Source organism: Enterococcus sp. AZ128, assembly GCF_051714485.1.
GTDB lineage: Bacteria > Bacillota > Bacilli > Lactobacillales > Enterococcaceae > Enterococcus_A.
On record NZ_JBIORZ010000002.1, the window covers coordinates 1,325,108 to 1,347,518 of the forward strand.

20 protein-coding genes and 2 other annotated features are annotated in these 22,411 nt (G+C 41.5%); of the genes, 17 read left to right on the plus strand and 3 right to left on the minus strand.

Translation table 11 applies throughout. The features are described from left to right. The first annotated feature begins 2 nt into the window (after positions 1-2). Positions 3-1,991, plus strand: a complete 1,989-nt coding sequence (locus IGI38_RS18100) for an FtsX-like permease family protein (RefSeq protein WP_438733136.1) — start codon at positions 3-5, stop codon at positions 1,989-1,991. 28 nt (positions 1,992-2,019) lie between these two features. On the opposite strand, the gene IGI38_RS18105 is transcribed toward IGI38_RS18100, so the two are convergent. Next, on the minus strand, positions 2,020-3,180 hold the full coding sequence (locus IGI38_RS18105) for a cation diffusion facilitator family transporter (protein ID WP_438733138.1): 1,161 nt from the start codon (positions 3,178-3,180) through the stop codon (positions 2,020-2,022). A gap of 232 nt (positions 3,181-3,412) precedes the next feature. On the opposite strand from IGI38_RS18105, the gene IGI38_RS18110 reads away from it, so the two are divergent. The 9 genes from IGI38_RS18110 to IGI38_RS18150 all read left to right on the plus strand — a co-directional run bounded on the left by IGI38_RS18110 (position 3,413) and on the right by IGI38_RS18150 (position 13,451). Next, positions 3,413-3,754: a hypothetical protein gene (locus IGI38_RS18110; RefSeq protein WP_438733140.1), complete on the plus strand. Its 342-nt coding sequence runs from the start codon at positions 3,413-3,415 to the stop codon at positions 3,752-3,754. Positions 3,755-4,309: 555 nt separating this feature from the next. Continuing rightward, positions 4,310-6,256 (plus strand): glucosaminidase domain-containing protein, encoded by a 1,947-nt coding sequence (locus IGI38_RS18115; protein ID WP_438733142.1) that lies wholly within the window; start codon positions 4,310-4,312, stop codon positions 6,254-6,256. A gap of 240 nt (positions 6,257-6,496) precedes the next feature. Next, positions 6,497-7,075, plus strand: a complete 579-nt coding sequence (locus IGI38_RS18120) for a TetR/AcrR family transcriptional regulator (RefSeq protein WP_438733144.1) — start codon at positions 6,497-6,499, stop codon at positions 7,073-7,075. A gap of 141 nt (positions 7,076-7,216) precedes the next feature. Further along, on the plus strand, positions 7,217-8,557 hold the full coding sequence (locus tag IGI38_RS18125; RefSeq protein ID WP_438733146.1) for an aldehyde dehydrogenase family protein: 1,341 nt from the start codon (positions 7,217-7,219) through the stop codon (positions 8,555-8,557). A gap of 9 nt (positions 8,558-8,566) precedes the next feature. Beyond that, positions 8,567-9,457, plus strand: a complete 891-nt coding sequence (locus IGI38_RS18130) for a phosphate acyltransferase (protein ID WP_438733148.1) — start codon at positions 8,567-8,569, stop codon at positions 9,455-9,457. Positions 9,458-9,463: 6 nt separating this feature from the next. Continuing rightward, positions 9,464-10,540 (plus strand): butyrate kinase, encoded by a 1,077-nt coding sequence (gene buk, locus IGI38_RS18135; protein ID WP_438733150.1) that lies wholly within the window; start codon positions 9,464-9,466, stop codon positions 10,538-10,540. An 83-nt stretch (positions 10,541-10,623) separates the two neighbouring features. Continuing rightward, on the plus strand, positions 10,624-11,742 hold the full coding sequence (locus tag IGI38_RS18140) for an NAD(P)-dependent alcohol dehydrogenase (protein ID WP_438733152.1): 1,119 nt from the start codon (positions 10,624-10,626) through the stop codon (positions 11,740-11,742). Positions 11,743-11,756: 14 nt separating this feature from the next. Further along, the gene (locus IGI38_RS18145; RefSeq protein ID WP_438733153.1) at positions 11,757-12,431 is read left to right on the plus strand and encodes a hypothetical protein; all 675 of its coding nucleotides are present in this window, start codon (positions 11,757-11,759) and stop codon (positions 12,429-12,431) included. Between the two features lie 183 nt (positions 12,432-12,614). After that, entirely contained in the window at positions 12,615-13,451 is an 837-nt protein-coding gene (locus IGI38_RS18150; RefSeq protein ID WP_438733155.1) for a GNAT family N-acetyltransferase, read from the plus strand. Positions 13,452-13,500: 49 nt separating this feature from the next. Here the strand turns inward: IGI38_RS18150 and IGI38_RS18155 are convergent, their stop codons facing one another. Beyond that, complete coding sequence (locus tag IGI38_RS18155; RefSeq protein WP_438733157.1) at positions 13,501-13,935, minus strand: OsmC family protein; 435 nt, start codon at positions 13,933-13,935, stop codon at positions 13,501-13,503. Between the two features lie 172 nt (positions 13,936-14,107). Between IGI38_RS18155 and IGI38_RS18160 the strand changes: the two genes are divergently transcribed. Then, on the plus strand, positions 14,108-14,965 hold the full coding sequence (locus IGI38_RS18160; RefSeq protein ID WP_438733159.1) for a formate/nitrite transporter family protein: 858 nt from the start codon (positions 14,108-14,110) through the stop codon (positions 14,963-14,965). 375 nt (positions 14,966-15,340) lie between these two features. Next, a complete protein-coding gene (locus tag IGI38_RS18165; protein WP_438733161.1) occupies positions 15,341-16,054 on the plus strand; it encodes a nitroreductase family protein in 714 nt (237 codons plus the stop codon). Between the two features lie 19 nt (positions 16,055-16,073). On the opposite strand, the gene IGI38_RS18170 is transcribed toward IGI38_RS18165, so the two are convergent. Beyond that, a complete protein-coding gene (locus IGI38_RS18170; protein ID WP_438733163.1) occupies positions 16,074-17,048 on the minus strand; it encodes a YncE family protein in 975 nt (324 codons plus the stop codon). Between the two features lie 130 nt (positions 17,049-17,178). After that, positions 17,179-17,409, plus strand: a binding site (T-box leader). Positions 17,410-17,822: 413 nt separating this feature from the next. Further along, positions 17,823-18,050, plus strand: a binding site (T-box leader). 74 nt (positions 18,051-18,124) lie between these two features. Here IGI38_RS18170 and trpE point away from each other — a divergent pair. From trpE to IGI38_RS18195, 5 genes are read left to right on the plus strand one after another with little or no spacing between them, the layout of a single operon-like run. Continuing rightward, positions 18,125-19,474: an anthranilate synthase component I gene (gene trpE / locus IGI38_RS18175; RefSeq protein WP_438733165.1), complete on the plus strand. Its 1,350-nt coding sequence runs from the start codon at positions 18,125-18,127 to the stop codon at positions 19,472-19,474. Then, positions 19,471-20,001: an anthranilate synthase component II gene (locus IGI38_RS18180; RefSeq protein ID WP_438733167.1), complete on the plus strand. Its 531-nt coding sequence runs from the start codon at positions 19,471-19,473 to the stop codon at positions 19,999-20,001. Before trpE ends, IGI38_RS18180 begins: the two co-directional genes overlap by 4 nt. After that, positions 20,002-21,015, plus strand: a complete 1,014-nt coding sequence (gene trpD / locus IGI38_RS18185; RefSeq protein ID WP_438733169.1) for an anthranilate phosphoribosyltransferase — start codon at positions 20,002-20,004, stop codon at positions 21,013-21,015. Next, complete coding sequence (gene trpC, locus IGI38_RS18190; RefSeq protein WP_438733171.1) at positions 21,016-21,774, plus strand: indole-3-glycerol phosphate synthase TrpC; 759 nt, start codon at positions 21,016-21,018, stop codon at positions 21,772-21,774. Next, positions 21,771-22,373 (plus strand): phosphoribosylanthranilate isomerase, encoded by a 603-nt coding sequence (locus IGI38_RS18195; protein ID WP_438733173.1) that lies wholly within the window; start codon positions 21,771-21,773, stop codon positions 22,371-22,373. The genes trpC and IGI38_RS18195 overlap by 4 nt, the downstream gene beginning before the upstream one ends. Positions 22,374-22,411: the final 38 nt, after the last annotated feature.

Below are 22,411 nucleotides of genomic sequence, written 5' to 3' on the forward strand. Positions count from 1 at the left end.
AGATGTTTTATGCAAAATTAGCATTCACAAACTTAAAGAAAAACCATCGCGGATATTTGCCCTTCTTGATATCGATGCTGTTTCTTGTAGCTATCAATACGATGACTCAGATCATTGTCAATAACGAGGGAATGCGTGCTTTACCAGGCGGCGGCTCAGCCAGCGCGATGTTTGGCTTGGGTCATATTATCATTATGATATTTACCGTGATCTTTTCCTTCTATACTAATAGTTTCTTATTGAAACAGCGCAAGAAGGAATTGGGACTCTATAATATTTTAGGCTTGGGGAAGCGTGAACTTTATCAACTATTGATATGGGAATCATTTTTTAGTTTCCTAATAGTCATCTTCAGCGGTTTGATTACCGGTTTAGTTTTATCAAAATTAGCTTTTCTAGTGCTGCATCGAATGATTGGGGTCGGCACGGATTTTGTCTTTAAAATCTCACCGATGAGTCTGGGATTTGTAACGCTCCTATTTGCCGGAATTTTTTTCCTGCTGTTTCTGATCAACTGTCTGCAAATCAGACGAACGAATCCGATCGCTCTTTTACATGGAAGCAAAAAGGGAGAAAAGGAGCCGAAAGCCCGTTGGATTTTGGCTATCATTGGTCTGATATGTATCATCAGCGCTTATTGGATCGCGGTTACGATCGACTCGCCTTTAAATGCATTATCACTATTCTTTGTAGCAGTCATCCTAGTGATTTTCGGCACCTATTTTTTATTTACCGCTGGGAGTATCGCGCTTTTAAAGCTTTTGAAGAAGAATCAACGCTTCTATTATAAAACGAATCACTTTATTTCGGTTTCAAGTATGATGTATCGAATGAAGCAAAACGCGGCTGGGTTAGCGAGTATTTGTATTCTATCAACAATGGTATTAGTCACGGTGGCAACGACTGCGAGTCTCTTTTTAGGAAAAAAGGATGTGGAGCAATCACGTTATCCACGGGATGTTTCAATTTCGACGAATGCCCATCCAGAGCGGGTCAAAAAGACAATTGAAAAGGTTAGTGCTGAAAAGCAAACCCCACTTTCTGATCAAGTTTATTTAACGTCAACTCAAAGCATCATGTTCTCACCTAAGGGCAGTAGGTATAACTATATCGATTTAAAAAATTATTATAGTTCGGAATCCTCAAAGGCTGTTTTAATGCTCTTTATGACCGCGCAAGAATACGAGAAGCACACGAATGAAAAAACAAAGTTGGCTGATGATGAAATTTATTTCTACCCTGTTAGCGGAGAACACAAAGAAAACCAATTAAAAATTGAAAATCAAAGCTTTAACATAAAAAAACGAATCAATAAATTTCCCGGGATCAATCAACAGGCCGAATTGACGGATTCTTTTGTCATAGTAATGGCGAATCAAGAGGTCATCGATCGTTGTTTAAATGAGTGGCTTCCAAAAGATACTGATTCTAAAGAAAAACTGCCTAAATACAGCTTTCTGTTCAACTTTGATAAAAAGAACGAAGAGCAGCGTCTGAATTTTGCTAGAACTTTACGTGAGCAATTGACTCAGGAGTTAGATGAGGGTCAGTATAGTTTTGATGATAAGACCACCTTTGTTGCTGAAAATCGATTGATCACGGCTGGGTTTATGTTCTTAGGAATCACATTTGGTGCCACGTTTATACTGGCGACCGCCTTAATCATCTATTACAAACAAATTTCTGAAGGAATGGACGACCGGGAACGATTTGAGATCTTGCAAAAGGTAGGGATGGGGCATAAAGAGGTCAGGAAGGTTATTCGAAGCCAAGTATCGTTGGTTTTCTCTTTCCCATTAATCATCGCTGTCATTCACTTAGCATTTGCTTTTCCGATCATTCGAAAATTACTTGTCCTGTTCGGCTTAGTAAACTGGCAGCTGTTTTTAATTATTTCAGGAGTCGTTACTATCATTTTTGCGATACTCTATTTTATTGTTTATCGCTTAACAGCTAGAACGTACTATCAATTAGTTGAACGAAAGAGTTAAAAAGCATTGGTCAACGACCAATGCTTTTTCATAGTAGGTAAGTTCGATCGAAGGTGATGCTCAATTTTGCAGGTTCGCTTTGGCTAATAAAGCGGCTGCTGATTTGATCCTGTAATTGCGAATTTGTGGTTTTCTTTAAATCCTCGGGAACAACTAAATCAAAATAAATTGTTTCTGGGGTAGTTGTTTTATCGACCCGCAAATCGTGAAAGCGTAGGTTTTGATGGATGCCTTTCAAAATTTTTTTTAGTTCAGGAGCGATTCGTTTAAAATCGGGATCATCGATGGGGTAAGGATCAAGGTGGCAAACCAGATCAACACCTAAATGTTGTTTGACGTCGTATTCGATCGCATCAATTACCTCATGAGCGTGAGGCAAGCTCCAGTCTTGATTCACTTCGATATGAACAGAAGCAAAAACGCTGTTTGGCCCATAGCTGTGAATCAGCAGATCATGATAACCAATGATATCTGGATAGTTGTCTAAGTGCTGGCGAATGGCTAAGACCTCTTCTTCACGAGGACGTACTCCCATCAAGTCATTAATGAATCCCATAATCATTTTAATTCCTGAATAAATGATATACAGCGCAATCAAGAAGCCGATAAAGCCATCGATGCGCCAACCACTAAACCATTCGATAATTGCGGAAATCAACACAGCAATCGTAGTATAGACATCGTTGATACTGTCTTGAGCAGTGGCCTTTAACGTATCGGAGTCAATTTCACGGCTCAATTTTTGATACATATAAGACTGCCAAAACTTCATCAAAATAGAAATGATCAAAACAGTGTACACGATCGGAGAAAGTAAAATACTGCTCGGATGCAGAATTTTGACGAAAGAACTGTCTAAGAAGCGGAATCCGACATAAGTCACTAAAATAGAAATAATGAATCCGCTAATGTATTCAAAGCGCTCGTGCCCATAGGGGTGATCCTCATCCGCAGGTTTACCCGCGATTTTAAAGCCCGCGAGAGTAATAACAGAGGAGGCCGTATCAGATAGGTTGTTCATGGCATCGGCCATGATTGAAACACTACCTGAAAGTGAACCAATAAAAAATTTGGCGAGGAATAGCATAAGGTTCGAGAACAACCCTAAAATTCCTGCCAAAATTCCAACACTGGTTCGTTTGTTTCCTTTCGAACGTTCAGTAATTTTGTTTATTAGAAATGTCAGCATAAAAATCATCCTTATTAGTCAAGTACTACCAGTATAACTGAAATACTAAACAATAAGAAGTCAAATCCATTGATGAAATAAAGAGGTAAACTTTAAATAAAAAAGTTTACTTTAAATCAACGAGTTCTTTTTTGACATTTTTTAATAGAAAATTTGCGGATATCTCAGCTATTTAAAATGAAAACACTTTATAATATAAGATGTAAAGGGATTCAATAATGGAGGGATGACTATGGAAAGTCAAGTAGATATAACATTATGGAAGATTCAAACGAGTAATGTAGTAACGGCGTTAGAAGATTTTATTGAAGACTGGAAGGTGTCTCACAATAGCGATCTAGATGAATATTTACGCAGCTATCCAGGTTATTTCAAGAGTGATGACTCAACCCGCGAAGCGATTCGCCTTGTGTTGGGGTACGCTAAAGAGCTAATGGATGGCAAACGGGATAGTGTCGGCTTTTACGAAAATAAGATTTGGCGCACAGAAAATGGCGAGAGTGTCCGTATGACGCATTTTCATGAACGTTCAATTTCAAAATTGATGCAAAAAATCGTTAAAGAAAAAGTTTAAAGGCCAATGAACCTGAATAGTCAGCTATTTAGGTTCGTTTTTTGTAACAGTTTAATGACGAAATTCTCGACATTGTATTTGCCGCAAATTAGGAAAATACGGTTTTTGACGTTTGTGGAAGAGTGATGTCATTAATCTGGAATATTATATAAAAATCCTTGAATTATCAGATTGGTACTGATAATTCAAGGATTTTTTTAGTTTTTGCGTATGTTTTATATATAAAATTATTTATTTTGATTGAAAACAACATTTCGAATCCTAAAATTTATATTAAAAAAAAGGTTTTAGTGTTAGACTGGAGGTGAAATAATGACGTGATACTGTTTTTATATTTTGGTTTTATTAGGAGATAATTGCTGTTTTACCAGTCTTTTGAAGAATTTTGCTCATTATTATTCTAAAGAAAATTTTAAAAATTGTTGCTAATTTTGAAGATTTTATGAACTATGCTCGACTCTTTAGACAGGCTTTCAAATTAATGATATTATAGTAAGTAATTAAGGAAAATAATTATATATAGAAATAAATGTAAATTAGAAATGAGGTATAGATGTGAAGTACAATAAGATTGTAAGTTTATTAGCGCTGGGAACTCTATTTGGCCCGACCCTTTTATCTTCACAACAGGCTTTTGCTGAGGAAAGTGGTGTTGTTGGCAGCGAATCTGCCACGACGTCTTCAAGCCAACAAACAACTGAAAGTTCGACTCCGGGAAGCACAGATAGTTCTGAAGAACCGGCTCCTGAACCAGAACCGGCTAAACAATATAATTTATTAGCTAACGGAAACCCTTTTGCCAATAATGCTTTTAGTGATGCTCATGGAAGTCAAATCAGTTTCCAATACACATCAGAAACGGGATTGGTGGCAAATACAGCGGTTCACTATACAGTGACATTAGCTGAAGGGTACAAAGTAAAAGAAGTTAAAGTGATCAATACAGCGACACAGGCGGTAGTTTTATCAAGTACTGATGTTAATGGTGTGTTTACGATGCCGGAATCGGACGTATCCATTCAATTTGAAACGGTGAAGGAAGAAAAGCCAACACCTACACCAACTCCAAAACCAGAGGAGAAACCTAACAATAATACTGGTAACAACAACAGCAATAATCAAAATAATAGTAATCAAGGGACAACTAGCAATAATTCAAGCAATCAAAATACGCAACAGCCGGCTGCCAGCGCTCCGTCTGCGAATCAGGATCAAACTGCAGCGGCAGCTCGACAACCAGATGCGTCGGCGTCAGATGTTCGTGTGCCATCTAATCAAACTGCACCAACCTTTAGTAATGAAGTTCAAACAGCGATTGTTCAAGAAGCGTATCGCCATCTTGGCAAACCGTATGTTTGGGGTGCAAAAGGACCAAATGCCTTTGACTGTTCTGGTTTAGCATATGTTGTTTATGCGAATGCGACTGGTCATAACATTGGTGGCTGGACAGGCGATCAACAATATGCAGGAACTCAAATCCCTGTTAGTGAAGCGCAACCGGGAGACCTATTGTTCTGGGGAGCACCAACAAGTGTTACGACTCACGTAGCGATTTACATTGGCAACGGTCAATATATCCATGCGCCGCAACCAGGCGATGTGGTGAAGATCGGCAGTATCAGTGGCTTTACTCCAACATTTGCGGTTCGTGTAAATGTTTCTGGTTTACCAAAAGCAACCGGCTCATTATCGAATGCCTTTGGCGAATATAGTACAAATCAGCCGTTTATTTTTAATAAGAATCAAACGACGGATCAATTCATCAAGAAGATCGGCGAAACTTCTCGTGAAATCGGGCAAAAGAATGGAATCTACTCTTCAGTTATGATCGCACAAGCGATTTTAGAAAGTGGATCAGGAAATAGCTCTTTAGCAAGCGAGCCAAACTATAATCTATTTGGTATCAAAGGCAAGTATAAGGAGCAGGGCGTTTCTTTCCAAACGTTGGAGCAGGATGCTGGTGGCTCAAGCTTCCAAATTACTTCTGAATTTAGAAAATATCCTTCTTATAAAGAATCATTGGAAGATTACGCGAAATTGATCAAGAAAGGGATCTCCGGAAATACGGATTTCTATAAAGATACTTGGAAAGATCAAACAGAATCCTATAAAGACGCTACCGAACGTTTGCAAGGACGCTATGCGACAGACAAGCAATACGCAGAAAAATTGAATGCGATCATTAAAGCTTATGAATTAACAGAATTTGATCAGGCGAAAGAAAAGACGAATGGACCAGAAGTCAAAACAACGAAAGCTTCTTTTGACGTGAATGACCAGATCCAATCAAAATTGATTGCCAGCATTATCAATAGTCCTCGTATTCCGCAATTGATGTCAACAAAACACTTTGTAAATCTTTTCCGTGGAGAAAGCTTGATTGCCTTAGCTGCAACTGCTTTGCCTGCGAAGAAAGTTTCGGGTCAAGTGTTCCCAACGACATCTTCTAGCTACATCACATTGAGCAACGGACTGTTGGCGGTTATTCCACCAATGAAATAATTTCCAAGCAACTTTTAGCTGTCGAGTGAAAACTTGACAGCTTTTTTCTCTTTAAAAAAGGATCAACTTGTGTGAAAATGGAATCGTATTCATTTTTTTAAAATCGGATTTATTAGTGAATAAAGAAAAGAAAAATTTCACAAGCGAATCGATTTCGTGAAATTTTATAGGAAACTAAAAAAAATTCAAAATACGGTTTATTCCGGCCATTTTTGTTTTTTTAAAACGGGAGAGATGACAATGAAACGAAAACAAGACAGTTTGATAACGAAGCAGCGTTTACTGGAAACAGCATTTCAAAACTTCTATGAAGTGGGTTTTGAAAACACCTCTTTGGATAAAATATCAAAGGATGCAAATGTCAGCCGAGGAGCTGCCTACTGGCATTTTAAAAATAAATCGGAAATTTTTGGCGAGGTCGTTCACATGACGATCGAGAAAATAAAGGCTGAAAAAAAAGCAATCATGCTTGCTGAAGACTTGAGCTTCGAAGAGAAAGTTGTGCAGATACTAGTTGTACCATCGCGGAATCAGGAAGGATTCAAATTCATGCAGCAATCGCTGAAAACCTTAGAGGTCTATCCAGAGTTCGCAGAGCTGCGGGAAATTTTTCGCGAAACCCGCGGTCGACTATATGAGTTTTTCTTAGAAGGATTGAAAAAGGAAGGGCTAAGTGAGAATGATGCTTCAGCGGTTTCCAGTATGCTTTACAATTATTTTGAGGGAATGTATGGTTCTGGAACCCCCGATAACGTTACAAAAAATTACACGGTCGAAGCTATTAGACGCAGTATTTCGATTATTTTTACAAACATTTAAAAAAATGAGGAACTTGTTTGCAGCAACATTTTGCGAACAAGTTCTTTTTTTCACTAATTTGACAGCGCTTTCATAACTTGGTTATATAGGGTTGTAGGATACATACACCGATGTATGTAAAAATGAAAGGGGCTTACGAAAATGGCAATTGAACAAATGGTACAACGGGCACGTGCTGCAATGGAAGAAATCAGTGGTTACGATCAGGCAAAAGTAGATAAGATGCTTTACACAATCTCGAAAGCGGTTTTTGAACAGGCGGAGCCACTAGCTAAGTTGGCGATCGAAGAAACTCGTTTAGGTCGTTTGGATCACAAGATCGGTAAGAACCAAGGAATGGCAACCAATATTTTTGCTAGTTTAAAAGATAAAGCATCTGTCGGTGTGATCAGAGAAATACCTGAAGAAGGGCTAATCGAAATCGCGCATCCAAGAGGAGTTATTGGTTCAGTAACTCCGACGACCAATCCGACGATCACACCGTTAGGAAATGGTTTGATGGCCTTGAAGGGTAAAAACGCGATGATCGTTTCTCCACATCCTCGTTCGAAAAATACCACGAAGGAAACGATCGAATTGATGCGGGAAGCACTTATCAGCGTCGGGGCTCCGCGGGATTTATTGCAGGTAATTGAAGAACCGAGTATCGAATTGTCACAAGAATTAATGAAATCAGTCGACTTGATCGTAGCTACCGGTGGTCCGGGCTTGGTAAAATCGGCTTATTCTAGCGGTCATCCAGCATATGGAGTAGGGCCAGGGAATGTACAGGCGATTTTGGATCGTGATTTTGATGTCGAAGCTGCCGCGGAATTGTCCGTTATTGGTCGTTCCTTTGACAACGGGATTGTCTGTGCTTGCCAACAAAGTTTGTTCTATCCAGAAGAAAAGGAAGCAGAAGTGCTTGAGGCATTACGTGGAAAACAGGCCGCCGTTATTACTGATACTGATGAACTGAATAAATTACGGAATATACTTTTTGTGGACGGAAAAGCAAATCCGGCGATGATCGGGCAAGATCCGAAAGTAATCGCTGGAGCCGCTGGCGTAGAAATTCCGGATGACAGCCAGATTATTGCGGTAAAAGTTGATGCTGTAGGAGAAGCAGAACTGTTCTGCAAAGAAAAAATGGCACCTGTTTTAGCATTAAAAGGCTACGAAGATTTTGAAGAAGCAGTTGCTTTTGCTCGTGAAAATCTATTACTGGAAGGAGCAGGTCATTCGGCGGGCTTGTTCAGCCATACTAAAGAGCATCATATTTATGCAGGAGAAGTATTGCCAGTCAGCCGTTTGGTTATCAATCAGCCAACGATCGACGCGGGCGGCTCACCTGCCAATGGCTTGAATCCAACTGTTTCACTTGGGTGCGGTTCTTGGGGAAATAATATTATTTCGGAAAACTTGACCTATACTCATTTGATCAATATTTCTCGTATCGCGACGCCGATTTCGCCGAAGCATGACGGCAATCCATGGAACTAGGTGAAGGTCATGCGAAAATTTGAGGAATTACTTGCCAACTTTTCTAGTGAAGAAAGGATACGGATCGGTGTTGTTTGCGCCAATGATGAAGTGACGATCCAATCGGTATTTAATGAAAAAGTCAGAGATTTTTTAGAGCCGATTCTAATTGGTAATGAAGAAAAAATAAGCAGAATTTTAGCTCAACAGGGTTTAACCGCAAGAATTGTTCCTGCAGATACGGAGGAAGAGTGTGCCGCGATCGGTGTAGCACTCGTTCGGAGAAATGAGATTGATTTCCTGATGAAGGGGCACATTCAAACACGGACCTTCCTAAAAGCTGTAGTGGATCGAGAAAAAGGAATTGCCTCGAGCAGTTTATTAAGTCACGTAGCGTTGAATGAAATTCCGGCTTACCATAAACTTTTGCTGACTACCGATGGAGGCATGGTCACGAATCCAAGCAAAGCAGATAAGAAAATTTTGATCAAACATGGAATCGAAGTCATGAATAAACTTGGGATCGAAAAACCGAAAGTCGGTTTATTAGCCGCCGCAGAAAAGGTTAATCCGAAGATTTCTTCCAGCGTGGAAGCGGAGGAGATCATGGGCGAGATACGGTCCGAAGCACCTGATAGCTGCTGGATCGATGGACCAATCTCGTTAGATCTTTCCTTAAGTAAAAAAGTAGCAGAGATCAAACATTATGAAAGTCCAGTTGCCGGTGATGCAGATATCGTTGTAGGTCCAGATATTACCACGATGAATGTGCTGGGAAAAAGCTTGACGATTTTGGCTGGGGCTAAAATGGCTGGTTTGATCATGGGGGCCAGTGTACCGATCGTCATGGTATCCCGCGGTTCAACAGAAGAAGAAAAAGCGTATTCGATTCTAGTCGCTATGTATTGCAGCAAGAGGTGATAGCAGATGAAAATTTTAGCAATTAATCCCGGATCGACCTCCACCAAAGTTTCTTATTATGTGGATGGTGAGATCATCAAGGAGCAAGGTATTTCTCATTCAACAGAAGAAATTCGCAAATTTCAGAATGTCGTCGATCAAATGGAATTTCGGAGGGATATTTTATTAGCTTTTATGAAAAGGGAAGGAATCGATCCCAAAGAGCTGGATGCAGTGGCTGGTCGCGGTGGAAGCTTGCCGCCGGTTTCTTCAGGGGCATACGAGGTTAATTCTGAGATGATCGATTATTTGAGAAATGTTACTCAGATTGATCATCCATCCAATTTAGGTGCGATTTTAGCCAATGAGATCAAAGAACAGGGTAACGAAAAAACTATCGCCTTGATTTATGATCCGGTATCGGTGGATGAATTTGAAGAGGTGGCTCGTATTTCAGGCTTGAAAGGAATTGAACGAAAGAGCATCGGACATGCGTTAAACATGCGTGCGGTGGCGATGAAGGTCGCAAGAGAAGAAGGGCTAGATTATCAAAGCACAACTCTGATCGTAGCCCATCTAGGCGGCGGAAATACGATTAGCGTTCACCATAAAGGCAAAATGATCGATTTAATCTCAGATGATGAAGGGCCGTTTTCAACGGAACGGACAGGTGGTCTGCCGTTGAAATATTTGATGCCGATGTGTTATGAGCATTCGTTGAAGGAAATGCTGAGGATCTATAAGCGTGAAGGCGGCTTGAAGTCCTATGCGGGTACAAGTGACGCAAGGAAGATTGAAGAACGTATCCTTTCTGGCGATGAAGAGCTGAAAATCATTTACGACGGTTATATTTATCAGATTGCTAAAGGGATCGGAAGCCTTGCAACGGTAACAAACGGTGTAGTTGATCGAATCGCTTTGACGGGCGGTGTTGCCTATTCGAAAATGGTCGTTGCTGAATTAAGAAAACGAGTCGGATTTATCGCTCCAATCATCGCCGTGCCGGGGGAACACGAGATGATTGCTCTATCAAAAGGAGCGGAGCGGGTAGTGCTGGGGGAAGAGGAATTGAAACAATTTAACAGTCCGACTCTCAAAAGTTAGATGGGCAATAATTTGTCTGAGCAGTTGTTTTGGATAATATCTGTGCAAAATTGAATCGCTAAATTGAGAAAGGAGCAACATAAATGAAAATCAAAGCAGCTTTAGTAAAGGAAAAGGGCGCGCCATATGAAATCACTGAATTGGAATTAGCGGAGGTTGGCTCGAAGGACGTACTGGTAAAAATCGTGGCATCGGGGTTATGTCGTTCAGATTATGGGGAAAGAAATGGAAACAGCATCAATTTTCCAAATGTTTTAGGGCATGAAGGTGCAGGGATCGTTGAAAAAGTTGGAAACGCGGTAACGTCAGTAGCGCCTGGTGATCACGTGATTTTATCTTATGCCTATTGCGGCGAGTGTAAGCACTGTGTGGAAGGCCATCCTTCTTCTTGTGAAAAATGGTTCACTGTAAATAACCTTGGAAAAAATCTGCGGGGAGAATTTATTTTGCATACGGATGATGGCACTGAGGTCAATAACTTCTTTAACCAATCCTCCTTCTCAACTTACAGCTTGACGGAAGAATCCAATGTCGTGAAAGTTGATAAAGATGTCGACTTGCGTTTGCTTGGTCCGTTGGGCTGCGGTCTGGGGACAGGCAGTGGCGCTGTATTGAGTGTATTGCAGCCAAGAGTTGGAGAAGGAATCGCTGTTTTTGGAACTGGCGCGGTAGGGTTCTCAGCTGTTATGGCGGCTAAAATTGCTGGCTGCTATCCAATTGTCGCGATCGATATCAACGATCAGCGTTTAGCGAAGGCGAAAGAACTGGGAGCCAGTCATATCTTCAACAGCAAAGAAGAGGATCCGGAAAAATTCATCATGGATTTGACGGAGGGCAGAGGGCTTGATTATGTTATTGATTCGACTGGTGTGCCGCCTGTGATGACTAAAGCCTTGCATTCGGTTAGTAATTCAGGAACTTTTGTACCATTAGCAGTAACACAGAAAAATTTAGAAGTGAATACTTTCTTCGATCTCGTCTTCGGAAATAAAAAAGTTCGCGGTGTATTGATTGGAGATACCATCGCTAAATATCATTTGCCAAACTTGATCGAATTTTATAAGCGCGGCGAGTTTCCATTTGATCAATTTGTAAAATATTATGATTTTGAAAACATCAATCAAGCGGAAGCAGATTCCATCAGCGGCGAGGTCATCAAGGCAGTTGTAGTAATGGACAAAGATTACCAGCCGCCTAAGTGATTGGAGGAGATATAATGAAAAAAGGGGACATTGTTTGGGCTCTTCTGCTGGCTGGATTACTTGCATTATTCGTTATTCCAGCTACCAGAGATCCCATCCTAGCAGCAAGCGGCGCCCATCCCTATCTGGGCGGCTTTATTCAATTTGCGATCTTAGCGACGATGGGGGATCTTTTTGGGAAACGTATCGCTTCAGGAGATTATCAATTTTCGACGCAAGTATTACTACGAGCGGTTGTTTGGGGAATCATAGGCTGCATGGTCACCCTTGTTTTTCCAGTATTTATGGGAGGCGCCGGACTGGCGCAAGCAGGGAAGTTACTGCCGTTCGCCGGTGTTTCCTTTGTTCAAGCTTTCTGCGGCAGCAGTATCATGAATCTGACTTTTGCCCCGGCGATGAACACCTTTCATCGAATGATGGAATTGTGGATCGAAGCGACCGCAGCTAAAGAGCCAGTGAGTCTAAAAGGATTAATCGGTAAAATCGATTGGGTGGCCTTTGTCACCTTCAACTGGTTGAAAGTCGGGATTTGTTTCTGGATTCCGGTACACACGATTGTATTTCTATTACCAGAAAATGTTCGGGTCGTAGTAGCGGCCTTCAGCTCAATTGCTTTAGGGATTATTCTCTCTTTCGCATCGAAAAAAGGCAGTAATTCGCCGGAAATGACGGAGAAAGAAGCGCTGTAAGATAGATTATGGAAAGAGGCTGTTCTAATCCCTTGGAATGGCCTTTTTATCGTGAGAAGCTTCTCATTTAAGTATCTGTAAAACGGTTGCATGGTATGCTGATAACAGGTGAACTATGCGAGAAAAACGGAAATAGTTGAGGAGAATACTCAGCTTTTTTTGTGTCAAGAAAGGGGTAGTGAAATGTACGAAATCAAGGATTTATCTGGTATTGAATTCTCAAAAATTGCTGCATGTATGAGAGAAGCCTTCTCTGATTACTATGTGAAAATGGAGTTAGGCGATGACGCTCTTTACCATCGTTTTCATAGTGAAAATGTTCGGTATGATTTATCCTGCGGCGCCTTTGTCGGCGATGAATTGGTGGCGGTCTTGCTGAATGCCGTCGGGGAATACAATGGGGAAAAGGTTGCATTTGACGCGGCAACGGGTGTTGTACCTGCGCATCGACGTAAGGGACTTTACTCAAAAATGATGGATTTTTGTATGGAATTATTAAAACAGCACAACTTTGCTTATTATGGGTTAGAAGTAATCCAAACGAATGCGCCAGCAGTCGCGACTTATCGGAAAATGGGCTTGGATGTCGTTAAAGAATATGCCTGCTTCCGAGGAAATGCGAAGGAAACCACTGAAGGGATCGAGGAGTTTCAAGAGCTGCCGATCACCGAGTTCCCATTAGAAAATTTAAAACCACTGCTGCATGACGCCCCTTCTTTTGAAAATCGCATCGAAATTCTGCAGGTTTTTCCTGCTGATTATACGATCATGTATACTGGAACACCGAATCGGTGTGCGGCATTTATTATCTATCAGAAGGAAAATGGCCATGTAAAACAATGGGGAAGACGTGAAGGAAAGCTAACAGAATTGGGCCAGTTGATGGTTAATTTGAGCGGCCGTTATCAAGATGTGCGTCTTCATAATATCAATTTTACTGATCAGGCTTGGATCGAGCGATTAGAAGAATTAGGTTTTGATCATTTTTGTGATCAGTACGAGATGAAAATGGATTGTTAAAAAATGGAGTCCCCGCTAAAAGATGAGCATTTCTTTTAGCGGGGACTTTTTATGGATTGATATTGAGCTCCATTTCCGGTGCATTGACGATCGTGTCTTTGACCGGGCAGGTTTTTTCAATAAAGGCGACAAGATCTTGAATCTCTTCGTCGCTATTGTCCGCCTCAATGTAATAGTTAGTAATGATTTTTGAAAAACCGATCTTTACATCTGGCTTGCCCTTCAAGCGATCTGAATCAATTTCACCTAAGATTTCTACCCGCATTGATTTCAATTTAATCTGTTTTGCCTGATAAAAGAACCGTACTACCATCATTTTGCAGGCTCCTAAAGAACAAAGCAGAGCCTCCAGCGGATTCATCGCTTCATTGCTTCCTCCGACGTTTTTTGGTTCGTCGATCATAAATTCAAACCCGCGAGCCGAGCATTTCAGCTGTAATCCGCCTAAAGATTCTACTTCTGCTTTTAACACTTGTTTTACCATCAAAATCCCTCCAGTCTCTTTTACTTAATCATACGGTTTTTACTCAAAAAATTAAATAACTTGTGCAATTTTTCTCAATATTTCATTTTTTTGCATGTTTTTATTGAAAATAAGGTGAAAATCTTGTATGATACCTGTACATTATGGCTTCGGCCGAGAAGGAAGGAACCTTATGAAATCGGATTTATTTATGGAAATTGACGAAACACCTGCGACTGAAAGCGAAAAGCATGTGAAAACTCACTCAACTTTGATGTCTCAGCTGGAGTATTCAATCAGTAAAAAAATTGATTTGTTTAATTCGAGTTTGCCTCGTTATGCAGTACGTTCAATGTTAGCTTGCTTGTTTTTAGCTTTAGGAACGGCTATTGCTTTTTATATTGCCATTCGCATGCAAGAAGCGATTCCTGGTTTGGAAAAAATGGCGTATGCCTTCATGTTCAGCTGGTCATTGGTTATGATTTTGTTCATGAATGCAGAATTAGGAACATCTAATATGCTATACACGACGATCGGCGTATATAAGAAAAAAATGTCTGTCTCGTTTGCCTTAAAATTATTATTTACCTGTATCTTTTTCAATTTGATCGGCGGGGTACTTTGCGGGTATTTATTATCCTTAACAGCACCTTTTGGCCACTTAGAAGCGGATAACTATATGTTCACCGGAATCGTTTCTAAGCTGACGAAATCAACTACTCAAATTTTAGTAGAAGGCATGTTTGCCAACATTGTAGTAAATACTGCTGTATTGGTAAGCCTGAGAATGAAGGATGATGCAGCGAAAGTTATGTCAATCATCTTTATCATTTTCATCTTTGCTTTCTTGGGTTATGAGCACGTGATTGCCAACTTCCCAGCCTTTTCTCTAGCCTATTTCGCATCTCATGGAACAATCGCTGAAATGACTGCGGGAAATGTGGCTCATAATTTATTCTTCACTTTGATTGGAAACTTTGTCGGGGGCGGACTTGTTATGGGTCTTGGCTACGCATGGTTGAATAATACAGATTCAAAATATGTTGACTAGAAAGAGGTTGTGACAGAAGTGGTCAGCTTCAAGAAATAAGACGGAATTTCCGGAAATTGCCAAGAAACACAGTGACGTAGGAACTGATGTTGAATGGTACCTACCTGGTGCTTCTTAAATTTTTGTGAAATTTCGGCTTATTTCCGAAGAAGCTACTTCTGAAACACCGTTTGTTCGGAAAAGGGACCTGTGACAAGACTTTTGTCACAGGTCCTTTTTTGCGAGTTCTACTTTTCGTGATTTGCTAAAGAATGGGGATAGATTTCAATTTATCAGAGTAAACATTCTTCAAAAGACGACGCGTACGCTTGCGAAGAGACTGAAAGAATCATATAGTTGAATAAATGAATGATTGACGGTTAAGGAGGTTGTTGTATGGATTTGTATTCAAGTATGTTTACCCGTAAGTCGACCCGCAATTTTACATCAAGACCGATGCCTGAGAACAAGCTTAAAGATCTCGATGGCTTTATTGAGACGATCAGGCCGCTTTTACCGAGTGCGAAAATTACTTATAAGCTGGTAGGGCCAGAAGGGGTCAAAGGTATGGGAGTTCCTAAGGCCCCCCATTATTTATTGATCTATGGTGCGGAGCAGCCGTTGAGAAATACTTGTGCGGGTTTCTTATTTCAGCATGTTGATTTATATCTATTCTCTCAAGGTTATGCCTCTCGTTGGATAGGGATGATTAAGCCAAAAGAGTCAGCTGCTGACTTTATTATTGGGATGGCTTTCGGCGAACCTCAGGAACCTGTAAATCGAGGATTGGCCGATTTTGATCGAAAGTCACTAAAGGAAATAGCTGAAGGAAAAGATTCAAGAATCGAAGCGGCGCGTTTAGCGCCATCTGGGTTGAATGGACAGCCGTGGCATTTTATTGTTAATAATGGCATGATTTTTGTTTACTGCAAGAAAAGAATTAATGGATTGCCTGGAATGATGTACAAGCTGACCGACTTGGATGTGGGTATCGCTCTTTGTCATTTGGCAGTTGCGAGTGAACATGCGGGAAAACCTTTTGAATTTGTAATCAGTAAAGGTGCCCCAGCAGCACCAGACGGTTTCATTTATCTTGGTACAGTGAAATAGAAAGAACCCACCAACAGTTTTACTGATTGGTGGGTTCTTTTGTGAGCAAGGTATTCAAATCTAATTGACAAATATCTTTCATGACAAAAGGTGTTTTGCTGCGGTAAGCGGCGGCACCACTTTCAAATAAGACGAATAGCTGATCGTTCTCGACATAGATTTGTTCCAAATAGGGAGGCGTTGCAATGATTTTTATCGCCTGGTCAAGATCAGAAAAATCGGTTGTTCGCTGGATATCGAAAATAAATATTTGTCCCGGCTGTTTGCCCCAAGATTGAGAGAGGAGCAGGTAGTTTTTATAAAAAGTGACACCTTGGATCTTCTGCGGGATCGACAATGTTCCAAAGGGTGATGTTATCACAGCACTATTCGTTGGATTTGCTAATTCCCCATTATCATTGATCGGATAGCAAACAATTTGACCCAGCGTTTGCAAGGAAAATAATGCGACAACCAGATATTCGTGATCGTAGGTCAATGCGGATGCTCGCGGCAGCTCCTTTAAGACAGTCTTTTGCTGATACGAGATTGGAGCAGAATCCGTTGAATAATTTTCGATTTGCTCAAGACTGATTGTTGTTACAGCAGCGTGTTTTCCTGAATTATTACTGATCCAGATTTTTTGATGAATCGGATCATAGGCCAATCCGCCAACGTGAGGCAAGTCAGGTAAAATAATTGTTTTTAGTTTAACGCCAGTGAGGCGGTCTAATACATAGATGACGGAGTTGTGTTGATGATTGTGACAGTAAGCGGAGATCAGCAGGTATTTTTCTGTTAAAGTCATCCCTTGAGGTGTCATCGTCAAACAATCCGTCGGTTCTTTTTTTAGGTTTAAGGTACGTGTTTTCGTTAAGCCAGGAACACGATAGGTTTGTTCAGTTGCGGCATCGAAAAATTCTGGGAAGGCTTGCCAGACGTTTCTGCGATAGTAAAAGGAACCTGTCAAAAATCGATGCAGCCAGTTAATTAATCTAAAAAAAATTTTTTTCATCAATTTCGCCTCCAATGCTTTTATTTTAACAATTTCCGTTGATTAGGAACAGTCAAAGGAATTCAGAAAAATGGAACTTTCTGTTAAAAAATGTTGACAACCTGAAAAAAAGAGCGTATTATTCAAAAAAATAAATGTCTAACAAAAGAGAAGTAACATAAATAAGCCTTTTCAGGGAGCTGATGGTGCTGCGAATCAGTAGGGATTATTATGCGAATGGACTTTTGGACGAAGTTTTGAATGGATAGTAGGAACTTCCGGGAACTCCCGATACAGAGTAAGGTCGTTGTTGGACGACTGAATGAGAAATGCCTTGTTTGGCATATTATTGAGGTGGCACCGTGGATCAACCGCCCTCAAGTCGAGTTTATTTCGACTTGGGGGCTTTTTTGCGAGTTCCACTTGGTGCTTCAGCACCTTAGTGGAATCGTATGCGTGGTGAAAACAAAACATTTTTCGTGGTCCAAGAAAAATGCCCTCTTCAAAGAAGTAGCGGCGAGTTCCACTTGGTGCTTCAGCATCTTAGTGGAATCGTATGCGCAGTGAAAATAAAACATTTTTTCATGGTTCAAGAAAAATGCACCCTTCAAAGAAGTAGCGGCGAGTTCCACTTGGTGCTTCAGCACCTTAGTGGAATCGTATGCGCAGTGAAAATAAAACATTTTTTCATGGTCCAAGAAAAATGCCCCCTTCAAAGAAGTAGCGGCGAGTTCCACTTGGTGCTTCAGCATCTTAGTGGAATTGTATGCGTGGTGAAAGAAAAAATCATTTAAAAATCAAATCATAAGCAAGAGAAGTAGCTAGAAAAGAAAAAATCACAGAAAGTTTCGGTTGATGAGAAGAAACATTTTTTCCCTAGTGAATGGACTTGCTGAAGCGTTCTTGAACAGCAGTAGGGAACGACGGGTGCTCCCGTTACAGAGTACGATCGTTGTTAGACGATTAGAGTTGCTGTGTTCTAACAGTAAAAAGAGGTGGTACCGTGCTGCTTGCGCCCTCAAACCAAAGTTTATTTTGGTTTGAGGGCTTTTCTGCGTTTTATGGCAAAAATTATCAAGTAAAGGAGTTTTATCGTTATGAAGAGAGTAAAAAAGATAATCAATAAAAAGATTAATCCGTTGACGATTTATTACAGCTTGAAGGATGACGGAACATGTTTGTTTGAGAGGAAATCCGAAAAGAAGGATTACGCGATCATAGCTTTCGCACCAGTTAAGCGACTGACCTTTCAAAATGGTGAATTTTTCAATGGGAATGAACACTATCCTTGTTCTGACCCACTAAAGGAAGTTGAAAAATATGTACTTGAAGAGGATGAACATCAATCGGATCTGCTTTTTCAGGGTGGTGCACTTGGCTATGTCGGCTATGATGTAGCGGCTTGCTATGAAACTATCGGTGAGATTCCAACGGATGAGTTAAATGTTCCAGATCTGCAATTTTATCTTTATGAGTCCTACGTGATTTATGACAAGCAAAAGGAAAGCTGCACATTGATCGTTGGCAATACGTATAGCAAGGTGGGAGAAATAGAACTAGCTGCGCGTCTAAAGGATTTGGAACAGAAACTGCTAAAAGAAGTTGCGCTGCCGGAGCTTGAATTGAGTCCCCTGCACTTCACTAGTAATTTCTCTCAATCGGAGTTTGAAGCTGTCGTTAAGCTGGCGAAGGAAAAAATCGTTGCAGGAGATTTATTTCAAGTGGTTCCTTCACAACGGTTAAGCGCTGAATTTTCAATGGAGCCCTTTACCTATTATCGCCAATTAAGGGCCACCAATCCTTCCGCGTATTTATATTATCTTGATTTTCCGGATGTTCAGGTGATCGGGAGTTCGCCAGAAAGTTTGGTAACTGTTGAAGGAAACCTAGTAACTACAAACCCAATTGCGGGAACTAGGAAACGTGGAGCAAATGAGCAAGAAGATGAAGAACTAGCGAAGGATTTACGAAGTGATCCGAAAGAAATTGCAGAACATCGTATGCTGGTGGACCTTGGCAGAAATGACCTCGGGAAGGTTGCAGTAAGAGGAACGGTGGAGGTGCCGACTTACTTAACGATCGAACGCTATCGATACGTGATGCATCTGGTTTCAGTAGTAACCGGAAAGTTGAAATCAGAGCATACAGCCATGGATGCGCTTAAAGCGACGCTGCCTGCAGGGACGGTTAGCGGCGCGCCGAAAATTCGAGCGATGACCCGCATTTATCAATGGGAGACCGTCAAGCGCTCGATTTATGCGGGAGCTGTAGGGTTTTTAGGTCAAAATGATCAGGCTGATTTTGCTATCGCGATTCGTACGATGATAATTAAAGCTGGAATGGCCCATGTCCAAGCGGGAGCAGGAATAGTTTATGATTCAGAACCAACTAGTGAATATTTTGAAACCATGCAAAAAGCCAAAACATTGATGGAGGTAGCGCAATGATTTTGTTAGTCGATAATTATGATTCATTTACCTATAATCTGGTCCAGCTTTTGCCGGAGAATGTCACGATTTTACGCAATGATGATCCGAATTTACTCACTACTGCGGAGGAGGCCGAGGCGATCATTCTTTCGCCGGGTCCGGGAAGACCGGCCGAGGCTGGAAAAATCGAAATGCTGATCCGATACTTTTACCGCAGAAAGCCGATCTTAGGAATTTGTCTTGGTCACCAAGCGATCGGCGAAGTCTTCGGCGGGAAAATTGTCAGTGCGCCAACGATCATGCATGGTAAGCAGTCGCGCCTGCAGGGGCAAAAGGAGCAGAAAGTCATGCGTTATCATTCCTTGATGATTGATCCGAAGGAAGTTCCTCGAGACTTGGAAGTAACTGCTGAGGCTGACGGCTGTATCATGGCAATTCGTCATAAACGTTACCCGGTGTTTGGGCTGCAATTTCATCCGGAATCGATTGGAACGGAGAATGGCGCAAGCTATCTCAATCATTTTTTACAGAAAGCAGGGATTTAAATGCAAGAATTATTCGAAAAAGTTTATCGCGGAAACGATTTAACCGTTCAGGAGATGCAGCAGTTGGGCAAAGCAATCTTTGAACAAGAATTAACTGATAGTCAAATCAGCGGTCTGCTGGTTGGTTTGAAGGTCAAAGGCGTGGCTGCGACGGAACTGACGGGACTGGCGCAAGTCATGCAAGGAAAAGGTACACCGATGCTGACTGCGCCGGCCGGGGTGATGGACAATTGCGGAACCGGCGGGGATCATTCCCATAGCTTTAATATTAGTACCACTGCAGCTTTTGTTTTGGCCGGTGGCGGGATTCCGATGGCAAAGCATGGCAACCGCAGCATTTCCAGTAAATCTGGCAGTGCAGATGTACTAGAGGCATTGGGGATTTCTTTGACTGTCAGTCCTGGAAAAATCGATTATTTACTGAAGGAAGCAGGGATCGCGTTTTTATTTGCACCAACCTTGCATCCGGCGATGGGTGCGGTGATGCATATCCGCAAAGAGCTGGCAACACCAACGATTTTCAATTTGTTGGGACCAATCATTAATCCTTATCCGTTAGAACATCAGTTGATGGGGACTTACGCTGGAGATTCTTTGGTAGAATCAGCGAAAACATTGGGGCAGTTAGGACGGAAACGGGCAATCGTTGTTCATGGTCATGGCGGAATGGATGAAGCAAATTTGGCGGGCACAACTCATTGCGCGCTATATCGAAATGGTGTAGTGGAGGAATTTACTTTTAATCCGGAGGAAGTCGGCTTTAAGCGAGTACCATTAACGGGGATTGTCGGGGGTTCCGTTGAAAAGAATAAAGACATTCTATTATCCGTTTTACGCGGAGTTCCATCTGCTTATTATGAAACGGTCTTACTGAATGCAGGGCTAGGATTTTTAGCCAGCGGACGTGTGAAAAGCTTGAATGAGGGAATCACAGAAGCGGAACATTCGATTCTTTCAGGAGCTGCCTATGACCGCTTAGAACAATTGATCGCAAAACAACAGGAGGTGGCTTAATTGGATTTTTTAACAACAATCTTAGCGGAAAAGGAACAGGAAGTTGAAAATCTAACACCTGTTCAAGCGGTACCAGTCAAACAGCGCCCTTCTTTCTATCAAGTAGTCAAAGAAAATCCAGAAAAAATGCATGTGATTGGAGAAATCAAACGTGCTTCTCCTTCAAAAGGAGCAATCAATGAAGCAGTAGATATCCTGCAGCAGGCTAAGAGCTATGAGCAAGCCGGAGTCAGTGCTATTTCCGTCTTGACCGATCCGGTTTTCTTCAAGGGCAGGATCAATGATCTGGCGGCGGTTGCTCAGGTGGTTGACGTGCCGATTTTGTGCAAAGACTTTATCATTGATGAACGGCAATTAGATCGGGCCAAACAGGCCGGGGCAAGTCTAGTTCTGTTGATTGTTGCGGCTCTTTCAGATAGTCGACTAGCGGCGCTTTATCATAGGGCGGCGGATCGAGGACTTGAAGTTTTGGTGGAGGTTCATGATGCCACCGAATTGGCGAAGGCTCAGGTGATCGGTGCAAGAATCATTGGAATCAATAACCGCAATCTAAAAACGTTTGAGGTTTCGATTCAAACGAGTTTGGATTTGGCGCAACCAGAAGATGAAGCAATTTATATCAGTGAATCCGGCTTTAAAACAGGCGAAGATGTAGCGCAAGTCAAACAGCGTTATCACGGTGTTTTAGTCGGTGAAACATTGATGAGAGCGGCCGAACCAGCAGAAAAAATCAGGGAATTGCAGGTGTGCAGAGAATGACTCAGATCAAAATCTGTGGTTTAAAAAGCCAATCAGCAGTCGACGCAGCAGTGCTGGCTGGAGCAGATTATTTGGGCTTTGTTTTCGCTGAGAGCCCGAGGAGGATGACGCCGAACAAAGTACGTGAGTTGACAAAAGATTTACCGGAAACAATCAAAAAAGTTGGTGTTTTTGTTTCACCGCTTCAAACTGAAGTCGAAGAAATCGCTGATATTGCTGGCTTAGATATGATCCAAATCCATGGGGAAAGTAAACTGACTAAGCTTTCACGACCAATCATTCGAGCTTTCAGCATCAAGGATCAAGAGTCCGTTTATTTTTATCACTACCCGCATCTTTTACTGGACGCCCCGCCAGCTAAGCTGATGGGAGGAAATGGGCAGACCTTTGATTGGCACCTGGCTGATCAAAGACGGTTACCCAAAGAAAAGCTTTGGCTGGCTGGCGGACTGGATGCTGCAAATGTCGGCGAAGCGATTCGCTTTTTTCAGCCTCGAGTGGTGGATGTTTCTAGCGGAGTTGAAACAGCTGGTGAAAAGGATTTAACTAAGATCAATGCTTTTTGCCAGGCAGTAAAAGCAGCGGATGTTCAATTTTAGAATCGATCAATAAAGAATAGATAGTAACCAATTTAAAG